Source organism: Bosea sp. PAMC 26642 (assembly GCF_001562255.1).
Classification (GTDB): domain Bacteria; phylum Pseudomonadota; class Alphaproteobacteria; order Rhizobiales; family Beijerinckiaceae; genus Allobosea.
This window is the reverse complement of the sequence record NZ_CP014301.1, coordinates 2,774,485-2,792,583: the sequence shown is the minus strand read 5'-3', so window position 1 is coordinate 2,792,583 and position 18,099 is coordinate 2,774,485. Positions and strand designations below refer to the sequence as shown.

Genomic DNA, 18,099 nt, shown 5'->3' with positions numbered 1-18,099 from the left:
GGCACGGATGCATCCGGGCAGCCGGAATGTCAGCGATTTCTCAACCCTTATCGAAGCAAGCTGGTCCACTCGGACGGGCAATCGGTATTCCGGCCACATCCGGGGCTTGATCTGGTGATCATAGGACGTAGACACGAATATCTGAATCGAGGCGGATGCTGGCGAGGACTTCGCTCGTTTGGCACCATGTCCCGCGGACGACGCATCGGAGGCTGCTGAGGCAATATGAAGATCTGTATCCTCGGCAACTGCCAGGCACAGCACATGGAAATGATGCTGGCGACGGCGCGGCGCGACATCGAGGTCGTGCGCCTCGACCCCGTCTTCATGATGACCGCCGAGCACAAGGACGGTGTCTATGCCAAACTGGCAGAGGCCGATTTCGTCTTCGCGCAGCGCATCTCCGACGAATTCAAGATGGACTGGCTCTCCAGCGCCGAGATCAAGAAGAGCTTCGGCGACAAGGTGACGATCTGGCCGAACATCTATTTCGACGGCTATTTTCCGGGCGTGCAGTACATCTATCTCGGCGGCTGGGGAAAACTGCTCGGCCCGCTCGGCGACTACCACTTCGAGCAGATTTCCGCTGCGCATCAGCGTGGCGCGACGATCGCCGAGGCGCAGGAGGCGTTTTCCGAGGAGCCGCTGTTCCAGAAGGCGCCCGATCCGTTCGGCCGTTCGCTTGGGCAATTGCGCGCCCGCGAAACCGATGTCGACGTGCCGATCTCGGATTTCATCGGGGATCACCTCGCCGCGCAGCGGTTGTTCTACACACCAAATCACCCCCTGAATGATCTGCTCGGCGAGATGCTGCGCCGGCTGACCGAGCGCGTCGGTCTCGAATTCGAGGTCGACAAGGCGGTGGCTGCGCCCTACCGACTCGACGAGTGCTACATCCCAGCGAGCCCCGCGATCGTGCGCAAGTTCGGGCTGCCCTTCGACGGCGAGCCGGCCTATCGCGGGCGCACCGTGCTCTCGATCGCCGACCACAAGGTCGAACTCGGCGAGATCCAGGTCTATTCCGTCGAGGCGCTGACCGAGGCCTTCTATCGCGTCTACGACGTGGTGCGCGGCCGGGCCTGAACCCCCCATGCCGGGGCGCATCCTGCGCGGGCATTCTCCCGCATATGGCTTGCGCGGAGCTTTTCACACCCTGTGATTGTGTGCACTGCAGCGGGGCTTTGCGGCGCCTGACGTGTCGTATCCGCAGCCGCCTTGCGGCTTTTTGCGTGACGGCCGGCCCGGCGAAGTAAGCGGGAAATCAAGCAACCTCGCAGGATAGCGATGGTCTTGTGCGCCGCACACAGGCCGTTTCGCGTGACTTAAAATGCCGCGAATCACCCCGACGACCCTCTCCTAAACCGCAACCGGCTTGGCCGAACGGGGCCGCCGAGCGCCACGCTCCGGGACCGTTTCAGGTTGCGTGGACAGCCTCGGAGGTTCCCCAAAATGTGCCCAGTTGAGGTTTTTTGGTCACTGAATCTAACGAAAAATACCCTCCGTCGTAAGAATCTGTGGAGAAACTTAGAGTCGAGTCGGGCCTTGCGAAGGGCGCCATCAGCGTTAAAAAAATTTTAACCATATTATTAAAATTTTAACCAAATGTTACGTATCGTCGCTTGGGCGCGCGAATCACTATTGAGTCAAATTCGATAGTATTAGTTTTTATTAAAACTTTTACTTTTTGACTTATACATTGGTTTTTAGGGAAATTTGGGAACCCTAAGGTCAAGAATCGTTAGCCAAGACGTAGCCGTGAGGCGAGTTGTCGCGCCTTAACCCTTTACCGCGACGCACCATGCTGCTACGACGAATTACCAATTTCCCCCGCCGGCCTCGTGCCGATCCGATTTACAAAAAGAGGTGGATGACAGCATGGCGATCTATAACGGCGACGATAGCGGCGAAGACATCATCACCGGCGGCGGCAACGACGTCATCAATGCCAAGGGCGGCGACGATACGGTGTTCGCAGGCTCGGGCGACGATGAGGTCGATGCTGGAAGTGGCGACGATACGGTCTACGGACAGAGTGGCGACGATACGATCACGGGCGGCCAGGGCGCCGACAAGCTGTATGGCGGCTCGGGCGACGATGACCTTTCCGGCGGTCAGGGCACCGACAAGATTTATGGCGGCTCGGGCGATGACGCGCTGACGGGCGGCCAGGGTGCCGATGCTCTGTTCGGCGACTCCGGTGACGACTCGCTGTTCGGCGGCGAGGGCGGCGACGAGTTGAACGGCGGCCAGGGCGACGACGCGCTGTTCGGCGGCCAGGGTGCCGACGTTCTCAATGGCGGCGCCAATGACGGGTCGGATGACATTCTGTCCGGCGGGTCGGGCAGCGACACCTTCGTCTTCGACGGCGACTTTGGCGGCGATATCATCACCGACTTCAGCGCGAACGATAAAATCGATCTCACCAGCTATCTCGGCAGCGATGAGGTCACCTTCGATTCCGATGGCGACAACGTTACCATCACCGTTCCGGGCAAGGGCACCATCACGGTGCTGAACGCCACCTTGGAAGACGTCATCGCGAACACCGAGATCGCCTGCCTGATGCGCGGCACGAGCGTGTCGACGCCGAACGGTGAAGTCGCCGTCGAGCAGCTCGTCGCCGGCGACCTGGTCGTGACCGTCGATGGCGTTTCGGCGCCGGTGAAGTGGATCGGCCGGCGCGCTTATGGCCGGACCTTCGTCGCAGCGGGCAAGAACATCGCCCCCGTGCTGTTCACCGCCGGTTCGCTCGGCGAAAACGTTCCGGTCCGGGACCTGTTCGTCTCGCCGGAACACGCCATGCTGGTCGACGACGTCCTCGTCCCCGCCAAGCTCCTGATCAACGGACATTCGATCCGTCAGGTCGCGGACTTCGACATGGTCGAGTATTTCCATGTCGAACTCGACACCGCCGAGGTGCTGATCACCAACGGCGCTCCGACTGAAAGCTATGTCGAACACGGCAATCGCCGGATGTTCGCCAATTACGACGATTATGTCGCCGCGTTCGGCGACAGCGGCTCGGAAGCACGCAAGTCGCGGCGCTTCTACGAGGTCCATGGCGGGGCTGCGCTCGACGCAATCCGGTCACGCCTGAATGTCGAGGCCTCCGCGGCCGCCTGAACCACCTACATCATCAGCTATGCCGGGGAGAACCCGGCATAGCCAGACACCCGACATCGACATCCCGAGCCGGAGCCCAGCCTCCGGCCCGCAGGCGAACTGCGTCGATTTTTAAGCTCTTACTGATTTGTTGCTGGAAAAGGAGGGTTCGATGAGCGAAGTTTCTGCATTCGGAGGCTCCTTGACCGACACGCGGACCTTGCGCGTCGGCGCCGGACTGTTCGTCCTGCGCTATGTCCGTTCAAGCGCCGGAAGCCAGGCGCCCGCGGTCGCGATTTCCGCTCCTCCGGGATCCAATGTCGATATCCTTGCCGAGAAGAGCTCGAGCGCAGCGTGGCTTGCGAAGGTCGGCGATGCGGTCGTGATCCGCTCCGAGCGTGAATCGTCCATTCTGGCGACGATCGAGCCCTTGCGGCGTGGCGGTAGCCGCGACGCCGAATTTGTTTTCGAACGTCTCCACAATGGATTGCGTCAGCCGCAGGTCAACGGGCTGGCGTCGGACGAACGCCTCGGGTCGCACAGTTTCCGGCCCGACGACATCAGCATCCTGGCGCATGTCGCGCGCCGGGGCGATCTTACCATTCCGGCCGGCGACTGGGTTTGCGGGCCGCAACTGCCAATGGCGATCGAAGGCTTCGAGTTGCGCTGGCGCAACCGACCGGCAGGCGTGGACCTGCTTGCCGGGGCGACCATCAAATCGCGCGAATTGAAGACGATCGCTCCGCTCGGATCCGGCCACTTCGTCGGATCCCGCGGCAAGGCCGCTCCCCTGAGCGGTCTCACCATCGCCCTGACCGGGCCGGACGCAGGCTCCTATGTGCTGCGTTGCGATGCGGTCTTCCTCGGCTCGTCAGTGATTTCGAAATCAGGACGGACCATCGAGCTTTCAGGCCCCACGGGCATGGAGCCTCTCGTCGGGCTTCGCCTCTTCGTGGTGGCGACCAGCGATAATAACGAAACGACTGCAGGGCGGAATCAAATCCCAACCAGCAAAGTCGCATCCATCCGGCCGAGTACGGCCTCATCAAACGATACTGGCGGGTTCGGTTCAGCCGGCCGCGTCCGGGTGTTCCGGACGTCCCGCGCCAGAGCGACGATCTGAAAATCTAGCGACCAAGTTTCTCCGAAAGGACCTTTCTGATGGCGACATACGACTATACCGAGACACAATTCTCCGACCTCCTCGATGATTCGGGCGTTTTCTCCGATGATGCGCGGGCCGGCATTCTGCAGGCGCTCGAGGACGCAGGCGTGTTCGACACGCCCTCGATTGCCGGCGAGGCGGCTCGCACTGACCTCATCGGCGGCGGTGACGGCCCCGATGCGGGTGCCGAGACCAAGGTCTATACCGATCCGACCGATGGGCCGCAGGTTCTCGATCCGACGGCCAAGGGCTTCATCTTCACGACCGATGACGCCGTCGACGCCACTCTCGACGGCAGCGGCGAGAAGGTCATCGCCACCGCCGGTGGCGACGACACGATCCACAGCGACGGCACCAGCAGCGACTACATCGATGCCGGCGACGGCCAGAACACGGTCTATGCCGGCGCCGGCAACGACACCGTGATCGGCGGCGAGGGCGACGACTTCGTCGATGGCGGCACCGGCAACGATTATATCGACGCTGGCGAGGGTGATAACTACCTGCTCGGCGGCACCGGCGCCGATACGATCATCGGCGGCGAGGGCAACGACACGATCCTCGGCGGCAGCGGCAACGACGTCATCAACACCGGTGACGGTGACAACTACGTCGAAGGCGGCTCCGGCGCCGACTCGATCACTGGCGGCTCCGGCGACGACCTGTTCCTCGGCGACTCCGGCGACGACACCATCGTCGGCGGCGGCGGCGACGACACCATGGAAGGCGGCAGCGGCGCGGATGTGTTCTTCGCTGGCGAAGGCAACGACACCGTCATCGGCGGCAGCGGCACCGACACGCTCGACACCGGTCACAGCCTGCAGGACATCACGGATACGGTCGACAACGGTGGCAGCACCACGATCGTGTTCAACGATGGATCCTCGATCACCTACTCGGAAATCGAGACGATCATCTTCCACGAGAACAACACCTGATCGCCGCTTGCGATCTGACGACACCAACGGAGAAAGAGCCCGAAAGGGCTCTTTCTTTTTATGTGGCCACGGTCCGGCCGCCGCTGGCTAGGCCCGTATCGTTCTGAAATACTGCCGCCGATGAGATCATGGTCGGAGCTTTACGAGGATCCGGTGCAGCTCAGCACGCATTGGGGGCACCATCGCATCTTCGCGCCCAATGCCTATCGGATCGTCCGGCAGATGCAGGCGGTGCCGGTGCTGCATACGGAAGCGATTCACCTGGCGACCTGGTTCCCGCTGTGCTGGGCGCGCACCGATGACGGCCCCGTGCTCGTCGCCCTGCGCAGCCTGCTCGATGGCGGGCTCGGCTTCACCTCCGAAAGCCGCAAGAGTTCGGCCTCGCTGCCGATGGCGTTCCAGGCCTTTCCCGTCGCGGTGCCGAGCCCCGACGACATCGCGTCCCAGGTCATCGCGGTCGATCGCGTGATCGCCGACCAGCCGACCGATGCCGGCGCGCCCCTGATCGCCGACAACGGCAAACTCAGCCGTGCCGCGCTGATGCGTGCCGGCACGGCGCTGACGCTCGGCCGAATCCTGCCCTCGACGCTGCGTCTGACGCGGGCGATCGACGAAGCGGGCCTGCTCGAACCCTGGCCGCTGAAGTTTCCGGTGCCCGGCGCGCCCGACATCGTCTTCGACGGTCTGATGGTGATCGCCGCGTCGCGTCTCGACCGCGGCGTCATGTTCAACCTGATCGAGCAGCACGGCCCAACAGCGGGACTGTTCATCGCTGCCCAGCGGATTTCGCTGTTCCAGATCGGCAAGCTGCTGAACTCCGCGAAGATCGCGATCGCCAACCGTCTGCGCGCGGAAAAATCCGTGGCGAAGGCCTGAAGCGCATGGTCGAGATCAAGCCCCCGTCCTCCCATCTGCGCGCATCGGGACGCGTCATGGTCCATGCCGAGCCGGGGCGCCGCCCATGAGCGCGATCGACATCCAGTTCCTGTCGCTCGAGGAAGCGGCGCTGGCGAACTGGCTCAGGCCGGTCCGGTTCGACTTCCTCGATTCGCTGATCATCATTCCGCTCGGCGACACCGAGATCCTGCATCTGTCGCATTACATGCCGATCGCCGTGGCGCTGATGCCGGTGGGGCCGCGCGTCGTCGGCCTGGTGCATTCCGCGCTTCTGACCGGCGCGCTCGTGACGCCGGAATGGCGCTGGCGCGCGCCCTATGTTCCGATGGCGCTGCGCTGCCTGCCGTTTCGCCGGCCTTTCGAAAACGACCATGAGTCCGTCGAGATCGCGCCTTCGCTTGCGCTGGATGCGAGCGGCGACAAGGGCTTCGGCTTTTGGGACGCGCCCGGCAAGCCGCTGCCGGAGTTCGATGCGATCCTGATGATGCTGGATCGGCTGGGGCGCGGCGTGCGGCGGCTGTCCAATACCGCCCGCATGTTGCTGGCGGCCGATGTTCTGACCCCGCTCTCGGTGACGCCCAGCGAACAGATCAGCGCCCTGCTCGTCGCCAGCCGCGAGCGGCTGCTCGCACTGCCGCCGGTCCGCGCCGCCGCGCTGACGGCCGATTCCTGTGCCGGATACGAGCTCGCAACCGCAAGCATCTTCTCGCAGCGCTGGCTGGTGAAGGGCATCATCCAGGACGAACCGATGGTGCCGGCCTCGCCTTATCAGACGCCATTGGAGCCGGCCCACGAGGTCGGATTGCGAACCGGCATCGACCAGCCGATACAGATGGACGATAGTGCCTTGTTCTCGATCGAGGCTTTCCTGGGGACGACAGACCGCTGACCATGATCCCGCTCGACGTCCTATTGATTCACAACAATTTTCCGGGCCAATTCCGCAATCTGACCAAGAGCTTCGCCGAGATGGGCGATGTCCGCGTCAGGACCATCGGCGCGCGCCAGGCACCCGGGCTGCCCGGAATCCCGATCGAGCGCTACAGCTTCGCGGGCACCGAGCTGGGCGGGGTCCATGCCTTCGCGCGGCGATTCGAGATCGAGTGCCGGCGGGCCGAGCAGGTGATCTACGCGGCCAATACGCTCAAGCTGTCGGGATTTTCGCCGAAGCTGATCTATGTGCATCCGGGCTGGGGCGAGGCTCTGCCGCTGCGAGCCCTGTTTCCCGATGCGATCATCGCGGTCTATGCGGAGTTCTTCTACCGGCCGATCGGCACCGATGTCGGCTTCGACAAGGAGTTCGCGCAGTTCGGCATCGACGGCGAGACGCGCGTGATCCTGCGCAATGCGGCGACCCTGCTGGCAATGGCCGACGCCAATTTCGCGATCGCGCCGACACGGTGGCAGCGCAGCGTGTTTCCGGCCGAACTGCATCCGAAGATCAGCATCGTGCATGACGGGATCGATACCGAGGCGCTGCGCCCCGATCCGGGGCCCGCTCCGGCGCAACAGATGCTGGGCGGCCAGAGCTTCGGCGAGGGCGACGAGATCGTGACCTTCGTGGCGCGCAATCTCGAGCCCTATCGCGGCTTCCACATCTTCATGCGCGCCCTGCCGGCGGTGCTTAGAGCCCGACCGAGGGCCCGCGCGGTCATCATCGGCGGCGATCAGATCTCGTATGGTGTGGCGCCTGTCGGTCATACAAACTGGCGCACCGCCATGCTGGCGGAGCTGGATGGCCAGCTGCCGCTCGAACGCATCCACTTCATGGGCAAGATGCCATATGCGGATTATCTGGCGATCCTGCGCCGGTCGTCGGCGCATGTCTATCTGACCTATCCCTTCGTTTTGTCCTGGTCGATGCTGGAGGCGATGGCGCTCGAATGCCTGATCGTCGGCTCCGACACGCCGCCGGTCAGCGAAGTCATCACGAACGAGAGGAACGGGCTGCTGGTACCGTTCTTCGAGCGCGAGGCGCTGTCGGATACGATCGTCGCGGCGCTGGCCCATCCCGAGCGCTATCGCGAGCATCGCAAGCGGGCCCGCCGGACCGTGGTCGAGCGCTACGACTACCAGCAGGTCGCGCTGCCGGCGCATCTGAAGCTGATCCATGAGCATGTCTTCTTCACGCCCTGGGCCAAGGCGAGGGAAGACGAAGCCGAGATCACCTCGCCGCGCTTCGGCTGAGGCGTGCGCCGGCTCTCAGGCGTGCGTGAAGCCCTCCACCCAATCCCAGAGCCGTCTGGCGATCTGGTCCACCGGATCGCTTGGGTTAAGGCGGAGCAGCCGGGCGTCGCTGTCCTGCCCGTCGGGGGCGAGGATCGCGACAGGAAGTCCCGCGGAGAGCCAGGCTTCGAGGCGAGGGTCGCCGAGGCCGAATCGCGTCGTGTTCAGAAACAGAGCGCCAGCCCCCGATCGTGCGAGCCAGCCGTCGAGATCGTCGTCGGGAATCTCGCCGGTGGCGAAAACCGGATGGCCCGCCATCAGCGTCAAGGCATCGGGCGGTTCCTCCAGCAGGCAGAGGCCATGGCCGGTGTTGCGCCGGCGCAGCTCGCTCAGAAGCGCGTCGTGCCGGGTCAGAGCGTCGGCGTCCGGCATCGGCTGGAGAACTGCGAGAAAGCCCTCGCCGGATCGTCGAGGCGCCATGCTGCGTCGCGGCGATGGCAGGCGATGCACCGCCGGACCGGGCAGAATCGTTTCGATGAGCTGCGCCATCCTCTCCGTCGGCGCGATGAGGTCGGCGGCCAAGATGTTGCGGCCTGACGCCTGAGACAAGGGGACTTCCGCCAATACGACCGTTTCGAGCCAGCCGAGCCGCCGTAGCGCCGTTTCGACCGGACCGGGCAGGCTGTGGGGATCGACCGCCATGACGCGTCTGGGCTTCAGGTCGCGGAAATAGCGCTCCAGTTCGAAGACGCGGTCGGGAGCGGAGCCCTCGCCCGGTGCTGATCGGCAGCCTGCGTTTTGGGGAAAGCCGCCATCGGGTGCCGAGAGGTTCACGGCGAAGCCGTCGCCATCAGGCGAGACCGTCGCGACGACGAGGCGGCGATCGGTGTCGGTCAGGCTTGCCGCGATGTGCTCGCGCAGCGCAGCGGGCAGGGGCGGGGTGACCAGCAGGTCGAACTCCGGCCCTTGCGCCAGCCAGGCCTGTTCGAGCCGGCCGATCGCCGGCTTCAGCGGGTCGGCGAGCACAAACTGTTGCGATTGGTGCCGATAGTCAGGATGGGAGCGCGCCAGCAGCGGCAGGTTGCGCCGCACCAGGGCGCGCTTCTCCGATTTGAACGAGAAGGAGCCGTGATGGCCGACATAGACGTCGGTGGCGCAGACATTGCGGAAGCCTTCGGCCGCTGCCTTGAGGCAGAACTCGACATCCTCGTAATAGCCCCGGCCGAAGGCGAGCGAGAGCGGACCGATCCGGTCGAGCACCTCGGATTTCACATAGAGGCAGAAGCCGATGCCATTGGGCATGTCGACATAGCCGCCGCCATTGACGGTGCTCGCGAGCGCATCGAGCGCCGCGATCTCGTCGTCGGACGGCATCGGGTTCGCCCGGAAGCGCCGGGGCAGGCTGGTATCCTCGCCATTGTTGGAGAGCGGGGTCACCGTGCCGATCATGGCATCCGACAGTGCCGCTATGCGCAAGCGGTCGATCGCGCCGGGCGGCACGATGGTGTCGGCATTGAGCAGGAGAACATCTTCGTCGGGGCGCCGGAGCGCGAGGGCGCGATTCACGGAAGCTGCGAAACCGAGATTGAGCGGGTTGCGCAGCAGGGTGATGCGGCCTTCTTCCGCCAGGGCATCGAGCACCGCCGAGACTCCGGGCGTCGGCGCCGCATCGTCGATCGCGACGATGCGGAACGGGAGCGAGGTCGGGGGGCTGCGTCGCAGGCTCTCGAAGCAGGCCGTCACCGCCTCGACCGCGTCATAGACCGGCAGCAGGATCATCAGGCCCGGCTCGGCCGCCGGTCGGGACGATGATACGGCTGTGGGCAATGCCGGCGCCGGTACCACGCGCCTGACGATCGTCGGTTCGACCAAAGCCCGGAGGTTTTCGATCGTGATCGAGACGGCGGTCGCGTCGACCGGCCAGCCGAAGGCGACGGGAGCGGTATGGGCGAAAGGCGCGGCCTCGACATCCGCCTGGGCAGGGACCGACAGGCGGCTCCTGGTCGTGCCGTCGTCGATAGCGAGGGTGACGCGGTCGTCTCCCGTCCAGAACAGGCGGCCGGTCACCCCGTCGCTGCCGGGAGCCAGAATGGCCAGGCAGGAGAAGCCGTCGGCAAGCAGCTGCGCGCCGAGCATGGCGGCATCGACATCACCGGGTTGCCGCAGTAGCGCGCGGACCGCGCGCTCGCGCGCTGCCGGATCGGTACTGCGCAGCCGCGACTGGTTGACCATGCGGTGTTCAGGGTCGGCCAGCGCAGCCGCCTCGAAATCCTGCCGTGCCGCGGCCGGTTCGCCCATCGCGGCAAACGCCGCGCCACGCAGCATCAACGATTGCGCATCGGCGCCTTCGCCGAGGCGGACGAGCCGGTCGGCCAGCATCCAGGCGGCTTTCGCATCTCCGGTCTTTAGGAAAAACAGGGTCTTGCGCGCCAGATCGACGACATGGCCGTCCGGCGTCAGATCGAGGCCCTCGACCAGCCGGTGGATCAGGCTGGCTTGCCGTCGATCGTTCGGGATGCTCATTCCTGGAAGTTCAGCCCGTTCCCGGCGAGCGTGGCGATGCCGGCCTCGACATCGGCTTGCGGCGCGAAGGCGACGGCCCAGAGATCGAAGCCCGGCATACGCTTGGTATAGGCCGCGCCGAAGCCGGCTTCGAGCAGCAGGCGACCGAGGCGCAGATCGGTGAAGCCGGTCTTGTGAGCCATGTATTCGTTGCCACGCGCGACCGAGGCACGGTGGCCAAACAGCATGTCGAGGGGCGTGATCGGGCCGGCCGGCGAGACATAGGCAACGTTTTCGAGCCCGTCCTTCAGCATCGCCTCGGCGACGGCTTCGAGATCAGGGCAACGCATCAGGAAATAACCGTCGGGCCGCAGCACCCGCAGAAACTCCGCAAAGGCCAGCGGCACCTCATGATCGTAGAGGTGCTCGACATTGTGCGAGGACCAGACCGCATCGACGCTGGCGGTGGGTACGGCGCCACGCATGTCGACGGTCGAGCAGATGATGTCGGGCTCGACCTTCTCGTCGACGTCGAGCCGAATCTCATGCCACTGATTCGCATCGCGAAAGGTCTGATGGAGACGGCGGATCGCTTTCCCGCCGCAGCCGACATGGAGCACATGCCGCATTGTCTTGGGCCGATGCTGACGCGAACCCGCAGCCGAGATGGCATTTTCAGACAGGAGGCTCGACACGGACTTCTCCGAAGATATGCGGCGACAACCCCTTCCAAGGGCCGGACACCGTAGACATTCGGCCGCCTGATCGCAAACCGCCGGTCGTTATCCCAATCGACGGGACCCACCGCAAGATCGGGGTCGGTTTCGGGACCGTTTCCGGGGATCGAGAGGTCGGCCGAGACAAGCCTGGTTTGCAGGGCCGCGCCGCCCATTCGCGATATCCGGTGAAATTCGTTAATACTGCGAACACTTTATGGCTGTAATTGAGGGTATCGCCATGGCGCGATGCACCTGCTGATGCGAGATTTTAAGTCATGATCGAGGCCAGACGCCGGGTTTTAAACGGAGTTGCCCGATCGACCCTGCCGGCGCTGCGCCGGGCCTGCCACCTAGGCGCCTTATTTGATGCAGTGCAGCAAACATGCTATTTCACCATGAGAGAAATTCGCCAGCCGGCGTTTCTATGAGCGATTTGAATAAAATCGATTCAGTATGTCGGCGCAGAATGAGAGAACGCAATTAAATGTCTTCAAGAAAAGACAGCGCATTGCGGAGCGAAATTCGGCAGTTTATGCCCGCATTGGGTAGCCTGGTTTTCTTCTCCTTCATCATTACGCTGCTGTGCCTGATTCCTTCTCTTTATATGATTCAGATATTTGACCGTGTCTTGCAGAGCCGGAGCATTTCGACTCTGCTCGCATTGGCTTCGATCGTGATTGTGCTGACCATCATCTGGACCGCACTCGAGATCATCCGCCAGCGCACGCTGCAGCGCATCGCGGTCGCATTGGACGAGAAGATCAGCGCTCGAGTCTTCGACGCGCTGAACCGGCAATCCGATCTTCTGCCCGCGGCCCAACGCAATATCGTGGTGCAGGATCTCAACGTGCTGCGCGACTTCGTCGGCGGCAACCTGGTGATCCAGCTCCTCGATTTCATCTGGGTGCCGATCATTCTGCTGGCGGCCTTCCTGTATCACCCGATGCTTGGGCTCACCGTCCTGGTGCTGACGGTCATCGTGGTCATCCTGGCGCTGCTCAGCCAGAGCCTGGCGCGCGACGACAGCCGTCGCGCCGCCTCTTCGGGGGTCAACGCAGCGGAGTTCGGACGCTCGGTGATGCAGAGCGCCGAGGCGACCCGTGTCATGGGGATGCTGCCGCGCCTGGTCGGGCGCTGGCGCGACCAGCAGCGCGATTCGCTGGGCTGGCAGGCAGCCGCCGTCCAGAGAACCAAAGTCGTTACCGGCATCATGAAGTGGTTCCGGCACATCTACATGCCGGTTCTGCTCACTGTGGGCGCGATCCTGTATCTCAACGAAGAGATCGGAGCCGGCGTGACGATCGCCTCGACGCTGCTCGCGGGGCGCGCGGTTCAGCCGGTCGATTCGATCGCCAGCAGCTGGCGGGTGTTCTGGAACGTCAAGATTTCGGCCGATCGCGTCGATGCGATCCTGGACGTCGCGGCGCGCATGTCGGACAAGATCGTTCTGCCCGATCCTGCCGGCCCGCTGGTCCTGTCGCGCGTGATGGCGACGCCGCATAATCGCGATGTCGTCGTGCTCAGCGATGTTTCGTTTGCAGTCGATCCGGGCCGCGTCGTCGGGGTGGTGGGCGCGAGCGGGGCAGGCAAGTCGTCGCTCGCGCGCGTCCTGACCGGGGGCTGGGGCATCAAGAAGGGCTCGATCAGCCTGGACGGACACCAGCTCTCGCATTGGGATCAGGACCGGCTCGGGCGATTCGTCGGCTATGTGCCGCAAGATGTCGAGATGCTGCCCGGTACGGTGGCGGAGAACATCGCGCGCTTCGAGGCGCTCGGCGGCGACAACGACGCGAAGGTCATCGAGGCGGCGCAAGTCGCCAATATCCAGGACATCATCGGGCGACTGCCGAACGGCTTCAACACCAAGCTCGGTCCCGATGGCCATGTGCTGTCGGGCGGCCAACGCCAACGCGTCGCGCTGGCGCGCGCGGTGTTCGGAAATCCGCGCCTGCTCGTACTCGACGAGCCGAACTCCAACCTCGATTCGATCGGCGAGAAGAGCCTGGGCGAGACGATCATCACGATGCGCGACCGCGGCGCGATCGTCATCCTGATCACGCACCGCATGAACATGCTGACCTATTGCGACGACATTCTCGTGCTCAATGCGGGCACCGTGCACACATTCGGACCCAAGGAACATGTTCTCGACCGCTTGTCGGGTTATCGCCCGGGGAAGGATGCGATCAACGCGATCACGTCGCCGCCGATGATGCAGGCGAGCTGACGATGCGGGTTTTGGGAAACGCTGGTCGCCCTGGCGGACAAGGACGATGAACGTGAAGAACACCGACGGCATGAAAAAGTCCGGTAACGGGCAAGGCAAACGTAGCGGATCGCGCGCGCTGGTCCCGGCCTCGGCACGGGCCGTGTATGCGCGCATCTCGTCGCTGTCCGATTTCATCAAGAGCCAGCGCAGCGCTGCCGATGCGGCGGAGCCGGGCCAGATCGTGCCCATGCGCCCGAAGGGCTCCGCTCCGCCGGCGTCCGCCGAATGGCAGCGCTCGTTGCGCGCGGGTTATTTCGTGATCTTCGGCGGCCTCGGCCTGTTCGTGGTCTGGGCGATGGCGACACGGCTGGACGGCGGCGCGCTGGCCTCGGGCGTTGTCGGCTCCGAAACCAACCGCAAGACGATCCAGCATCTCGAAGGCGGCATCGTGCAGGATGTGCTGGTCCGCGACGGCCAGCAGGTTACGTCGGGACAATTGCTGATCAGGCTCGATCCGACGCGCCTCGACGCGCTGGGCGATCTCTACGAAAACCAGCTCGCCATCATCATGGCGCAGGAGGCGCGGCTGATCGCCGAGTTCGAGAATCGCGACATGGTCGTCTTTCCCGAACTCGTGCTGAAGCGGGCCAATGATCCGGCGGTCATTCCCGTCATCTCCGACCAGAAGCGCCTGTTCGAAAGCCGCCGCAATGCGGTGCAGCGCAACACGATGATCGCCGAATCGCAGATGGCGCAGGCCCGACAGGAGATCGCGCAGGCGGCGATCGACATCGATACCTCAGCCGCCACGCTGACCCAGATCGTCGACGAGCTGGAATCCCTGCGGCCGCTCTTCAAGAAGCAGCTCATCCCGCTGACCCGGATTGCGACGCTCGAGCGCGAGAAGCTGCGGCTGACCGGCGCGGTCAATAACGGCAAGGCGCTGACCCTGAAGCTGAAGGAGCGGCTGGCCGAGGTGGAGCTGAAGCGCCAGCAGGTGCAGCAGGACTACAAGCAGGAGGCCTCGACCCTCCTCATCGACGTGCGGCGTCAACTGAGCGATGTGCGCCAGCAGATCCTGCTGACATCCGACGGCAAGCGCCGCGCCGAAATCCGGGCACCCAACGACGGCACCGTGCAGCAGATGAAGGTCTTCACCGTCGGCGGCGTGGTCAAGCCGGGCGATGCGCTGATGGAAATCGCGCCTGCCAATGACGATCTTGTCATCCGGGCCAAGGTGAACCCCAACGACGCCGACCGCGTCACCATCGGTCTGAACGCGGAGATCCGGTTTCCGGGTTTCCACTACTGGGGCAGCCGGGCCATTCGCGGCGCGGTCCGCTCCGTCTCGCGCGACCGGATTCTCGACGAAAACGGCAGGGACTTCTATTTCGCCGCCGAAGTGCTGGTCGACAAGAAGACCATTCCGTTGGAAGTCGTCAGCAAGCTTTCGGCGGGCATGACCTCGGACGTGATCATCGTCACGGGCGAGCGCACGGTGGCGAGTTATCTCGTCCAGCCGCTGATGGACCGCTTCGCGCGCAGCCTGCGAGAGCGATGAGCGGCATGGCTGGGGATGATGCAAGGCGCAGCCGTCCACGCGCCTCGAAGAAAACCGACATGGCTGCGGCGACGCCAGTTGTGCGCAAGCCGCGGACCGTCAAGGCGAAAGCGTCTGCCGGCAAGGCAAGGCAGGCAATGTCGCAGCCTTTCCTGCCGGTTCGGCTGGCGGCACTTGGCGACGACCAGATCGGTCCCGCCCACGTCGCGCTGAAACGCGACGGCGTAGTCGAGCGGCATTTTCCGCCGTATCGTTTCACGAACTGGCTGCGGATCATGGCCCCCTGGGTCGTGCTGCCCGAAACGCGTGTGTTCGAACTGCCGGGCGCGACCAGCGTCGGCGTAGCCGCCGGGCTTGATCCGGTGCTGGCCCTGGCGGGCAAGATCGATGCGGTGCTGATCTGCGCCGGTCTTCACGATTGCTTTGCCACGATGACGGGAACCGCGCCGCCACCGGCCGAGACGGCAGCGAGTTTCGAAACGGTGGCCACGAAATTGCTCGATCGGGGCATGACGCCGATCTTCGTGGTGCCGCCACCCTGCCCACAATTTGCCAATGGCCTGTTCGCCGATCGCTACATCGCGATCGCCGCGACGCTGCGCCGGCTGGCGCGGCAGGACAAGCGGATCGGACTGATCGACGTGGCGCGCGTGCTGGTCGGCGAGCGCGCCCATGGCCAGGAGCCCGATCCCCGATTCGCCACCGGCGATATGGCGGGTACGTTGACGCCGGCGGGCGCTTTCAGGCTCGCACAGGCGGCGGTCAAGGCTCTGGCCGGGATGTCGCCGCGCCTGTTTCCGGGCAAGGCGTTGCCGGGTACCGCGCCCGAGACGCCGCATGATGCGCTGAACCCCAACCCGACGCTTGCCGGCACCACGGGCACGCTGGCGGGAGAAGGCGTTTCAGGCGTCTGCGCGGATGGCTTCCTGCTGGCGGCACATGGTCTTTCGGGACTGACGCTGTCGGCCGAGTCCGGGGTGTCCGACGCGAGACCTGCCGGCCAGCGCCTGCGCTTCGGCGGGCGCTCTTCCTCGAGCTGGGGGTTGGTCAAGCTGTCCCAGTCGATCGACGGCGCGCAGCTGGCGTCGCTGGCACCTGGCGACGTCATCGACGCGGAATGCGCATTCGCGCTGCAGGCGCCGGTCGAGGGTATCGCCTCGGTCTCGCTCCAGCTGACGCCCGTCTGGCAGAGCGGCTATTGCGCCCATGTTTCCGGGCACTATAGCGGGGATGCGGGACTTCCCGAGGCCCATGCCGGCGTCTTGAGCGTGCCGGGCTTCACCGTGTCGGCGCCGCTGACGAAGCTCGGCATCTCGCTGGTGGTCAACATCCGTCCGGGAGCCGACATTCCCGTTTCCGGTCTTCTCGACGTCAGGCGCATCGTGATACGCAAGAGACTTGCGTCGCAACCGCCAGCGTTCCCGGAAGGCCGTTCCGCCGATCTTCCTTCAACATCGCCATAGGGTGACGATATGCTGGCTCCAACCCTCGAAAAACTGCGGGTCAACGGTGCCGTTTTCCGGGCCCTGCGATTGTCCTGCCTGACCAGCTTCACGATGGACGAGGATGTCGGGGCCTATCTCTGCGGCATCCGGATCGGACTCAGCCGCATCGAGGGCTCCTTCGAACTCGGCGACGTCATCGAGTTCCCGATCGATTATCTGCCCTGGGTCGAGCTGCCGGCCGATATCCGGTTGGTGACGACGCGCGACAATATCGAGATCGCCGGTCCCTATCGGCTTTCGACCCGCGACGAGGCGATCGCGCTCGTCGGGATGGGAGAGGTCAGGGTCGAGAACCTGACGATCGAGCAGGGCATGATCCGCGGCGTCGCGGTGAACCGCGTCAATGGCCTGCTGCATCCGCAGATGTTTGCCCGCATCAACGGGCTGGTGCCGCGCACGATCAGCGTCGAGCCGCCGCGTCTGCTCGACGATGGCGGTGCCTCGTTCCAGTTCGCAGCCCAGCTGCACCCGGCCGATCTCGGCGAGAACGGCCTCACCGCCGAGATCTTCCTGGTCGGGCAGGATGCGGCCCTGACGTCGATCGCCTATCGCCGAGCCGATGTCGACGATCTGACCAAGCGCATCGTCGAGTTCGAGACGCAGCTGTCGCAGGTGACGAAGTCGACCGCCTTCAAGTTCAAGACGCTGAATTCCGACGTGACCGCGCGCATGGACGTGCTGCAGCAGCGAATCGACGCCTTCATCGAATATGCGGCCTCCTTCATGTTCGACCGCGTCGCCGCGACCGAGGTGCCGGTCCAGCCGGGCGCGGCTCCGTTGCCCCCCGAGCTGCGCGCCAAGGTCGATTCCTTCCTCGACACGATCCGGGCCGGCTCGCCCAAGGCGGCCGAACTGGCTGCGGGCGAGGTTGCGCCCAAGACCGTAGCAGTGCCGCTGCGCTCGCCCTCCTATTCCTTCGGCTGGTACGATGTCGAAGAGGAAGGCGGCGTCGAATTCCGCTGGATGGCAGGAGAGGCGATGGTGTTCAATCCGCAGCCGGAGCGGGAGGTCGTCGAGGTCGCGGTCAGTCTCGTGGGCGTCTATGGCGCCGAGAAGCCGCTGATCCGCGCCGCTTTCGACACCAAGGCGGTCAACGTCGTGGCCGAGCGCGGCAAGACCCGCAAGGCGCCATGGCGGCTGCGGCTTTCGGCCGGCGCAAGCCTGCCGGGCCATCCCGGCCTGACCTGCCAGGCGCTGTCGCTGTCGAGCATGTTGACGAGCTCGCCTGCCCATGTCGAAGGCAACAGCGACAGCCGAATGCTCTCGATCGCCGTGTCGGAGGTCGTCTTCACCTACGCCGCCTGATTTGCGACCAGGCACGAGACGCGGGACTTA

13 protein-coding genes are annotated in these 18,099 nt (G+C 64.5%); 11 read left to right on the top strand and 2 right to left on the bottom strand.

Annotated features, from left to right (window positions below):
• Window positions 1-225 precede the first annotated feature (225 nt).
• The 7 genes from AXW83_RS13500 to AXW83_RS13470 all read left to right on the top strand — a co-directional run bounded on the left by AXW83_RS13500 (window position 226) and on the right by AXW83_RS13470 (window position 8,289).
• Window positions 226-1,083 (top strand): WcbI family polysaccharide biosynthesis putative acetyltransferase, encoded by an 858-nt coding sequence (locus AXW83_RS13500; protein WP_066614284.1) that lies wholly within the window; start codon window positions 226-228, stop codon window positions 1,081-1,083.
• Window positions 1,084-1,875: 792 nt separating this feature from the next.
• Window positions 1,876-3,123 carry a Hint domain-containing protein gene (locus AXW83_RS28090; protein WP_066614278.1) on the top strand — a complete coding sequence of 416 codons (1,248 nt, stop codon included), beginning with the start codon at window positions 1,876-1,878 and terminating at the stop codon, window positions 3,121-3,123.
• Between the two features lie 127 nt (window positions 3,124-3,250).
• Entirely contained in the window at window positions 3,251-4,225 is a 975-nt protein-coding gene (locus AXW83_RS13490; protein WP_156640036.1) for a hypothetical protein, read from the top strand.
• 38 nt (window positions 4,226-4,263) lie between these two features.
• A complete protein-coding gene (locus AXW83_RS13485) occupies window positions 4,264-5,205 on the top strand; it encodes a calcium-binding protein (protein ID WP_066614276.1) in 942 nt (313 codons plus the stop codon).
• 120 nt (window positions 5,206-5,325) lie between these two features.
• Complete coding sequence (locus AXW83_RS13480; protein WP_066614274.1) at window positions 5,326-6,081, top strand: SapC family protein; 756 nt, start codon at window positions 5,326-5,328, stop codon at window positions 6,079-6,081.
• A gap of 85 nt (window positions 6,082-6,166) precedes the next feature.
• The gene (locus tag AXW83_RS13475; RefSeq protein WP_066614272.1) at window positions 6,167-6,991 is read left to right on the top strand and encodes a SapC family protein; all 825 of its coding nucleotides are present in this window, start codon (window positions 6,167-6,169) and stop codon (window positions 6,989-6,991) included.
• Between the two features lie 2 nt (window positions 6,992-6,993).
• The gene (locus AXW83_RS13470; protein ID WP_066614270.1) at window positions 6,994-8,289 is read left to right on the top strand and encodes a glycosyltransferase; all 1,296 of its coding nucleotides are present in this window, start codon (window positions 6,994-6,996) and stop codon (window positions 8,287-8,289) included.
• A gap of 15 nt (window positions 8,290-8,304) precedes the next feature.
• On the opposite strand, the gene AXW83_RS13465 is transcribed toward AXW83_RS13470, so the two are convergent.
• Window positions 8,305-10,791: a glycosyltransferase family 2 protein gene (locus tag AXW83_RS13465; RefSeq protein ID WP_066614268.1), complete on the bottom strand. Its 2,487-nt coding sequence runs from the start codon at window positions 10,789-10,791 to the stop codon at window positions 8,305-8,307.
• Window positions 10,788-11,465 carry a class I SAM-dependent methyltransferase gene (locus AXW83_RS13460; RefSeq protein WP_210179599.1) on the bottom strand — a complete coding sequence of 226 codons (678 nt, stop codon included), beginning with the start codon at window positions 11,463-11,465 and terminating at the stop codon, window positions 10,788-10,790. Before AXW83_RS13460 ends, AXW83_RS13465 begins: the two co-directional genes overlap by 4 nt.
• A gap of 508 nt (window positions 11,466-11,973) precedes the next feature.
• On the opposite strand from AXW83_RS13460, the gene AXW83_RS13455 reads away from it, so the two are divergent.
• The 4 genes from AXW83_RS13455 to AXW83_RS13440 are packed head-to-tail and all read left to right on the top strand — an operon-like array spanning window position 11,974 to window position 18,069.
• On the top strand, window positions 11,974-13,716 hold the full coding sequence (locus AXW83_RS13455; protein WP_082767115.1) for a type I secretion system permease/ATPase: 1,743 nt from the start codon (window positions 11,974-11,976) through the stop codon (window positions 13,714-13,716).
• A 46-nt stretch (window positions 13,717-13,762) separates the two neighbouring features.
• Entirely contained in the window at window positions 13,763-15,259 is a 1,497-nt protein-coding gene (locus AXW83_RS13450; protein WP_066614264.1) for an HlyD family type I secretion periplasmic adaptor subunit, read from the top strand.
• Between the two features lie 5 nt (window positions 15,260-15,264).
• Window positions 15,265-16,722, top strand: coding sequence for an SGNH/GDSL hydrolase family protein (locus AXW83_RS13445; RefSeq protein ID WP_156640034.1), 1,458 nt, complete (start codon window positions 15,265-15,267; stop codon window positions 16,720-16,722).
• A 9-nt stretch (window positions 16,723-16,731) separates the two neighbouring features.
• Entirely contained in the window at window positions 16,732-18,069 is a 1,338-nt protein-coding gene (locus tag AXW83_RS13440) for a hypothetical protein (RefSeq protein ID WP_066614261.1), read from the top strand.
• Window positions 18,070-18,099: the final 30 nt, after the last annotated feature.

Excerpts from the sequence above, each read along its gene's own strand:
- AXW83_RS13500 (WP_066614284.1), top strand. The coding sequence starts at position 226 with ATGAAGATCTGTATCCTCGGCAACTGCCAGGCACAGCACATGGAAATG.
- AXW83_RS28090 (WP_066614278.1), top strand. The coding sequence starts at position 1,876 with ATGGCGATCTATAACGGCGACGATAGCGGCGAAGACATCATCACCGGC.
- AXW83_RS13485 (WP_066614276.1), top strand. The coding sequence starts at position 4,264 with ATGGCGACATACGACTATACCGAGACACAATTCTCCGACCTCCTCGAT.
- AXW83_RS13480 (WP_066614274.1), top strand. The coding sequence starts at position 5,326 with ATGAGATCATGGTCGGAGCTTTACGAGGATCCGGTGCAGCTCAGCACG.
- AXW83_RS13475 (WP_066614272.1), top strand. The coding sequence starts at position 6,167 with ATGAGCGCGATCGACATCCAGTTCCTGTCGCTCGAGGAAGCGGCGCTG.
- AXW83_RS13470 (WP_066614270.1), top strand. The coding sequence starts at position 6,994 with ATGATCCCGCTCGACGTCCTATTGATTCACAACAATTTTCCGGGCCAA.
- AXW83_RS13465 (WP_066614268.1), bottom strand. The coding sequence starts at position 10,791 with ATGAGCATCCCGAACGATCGACGGCAAGCCAGCCTGATCCACCGGCTG.
- AXW83_RS13455 (WP_082767115.1), top strand. The coding sequence starts at position 11,974 with ATGTCTTCAAGAAAAGACAGCGCATTGCGGAGCGAAATTCGGCAGTTT.
- AXW83_RS13450 (WP_066614264.1), top strand. The coding sequence starts at position 13,763 with ATGAACGTGAAGAACACCGACGGCATGAAAAAGTCCGGTAACGGGCAA.
- AXW83_RS13445 (WP_156640034.1), top strand. The coding sequence starts at position 15,265 with ATGGCTGGGGATGATGCAAGGCGCAGCCGTCCACGCGCCTCGAAGAAA.
- AXW83_RS13440 (WP_066614261.1), top strand. The coding sequence starts at position 16,732 with ATGCTGGCTCCAACCCTCGAAAAACTGCGGGTCAACGGTGCCGTTTTC.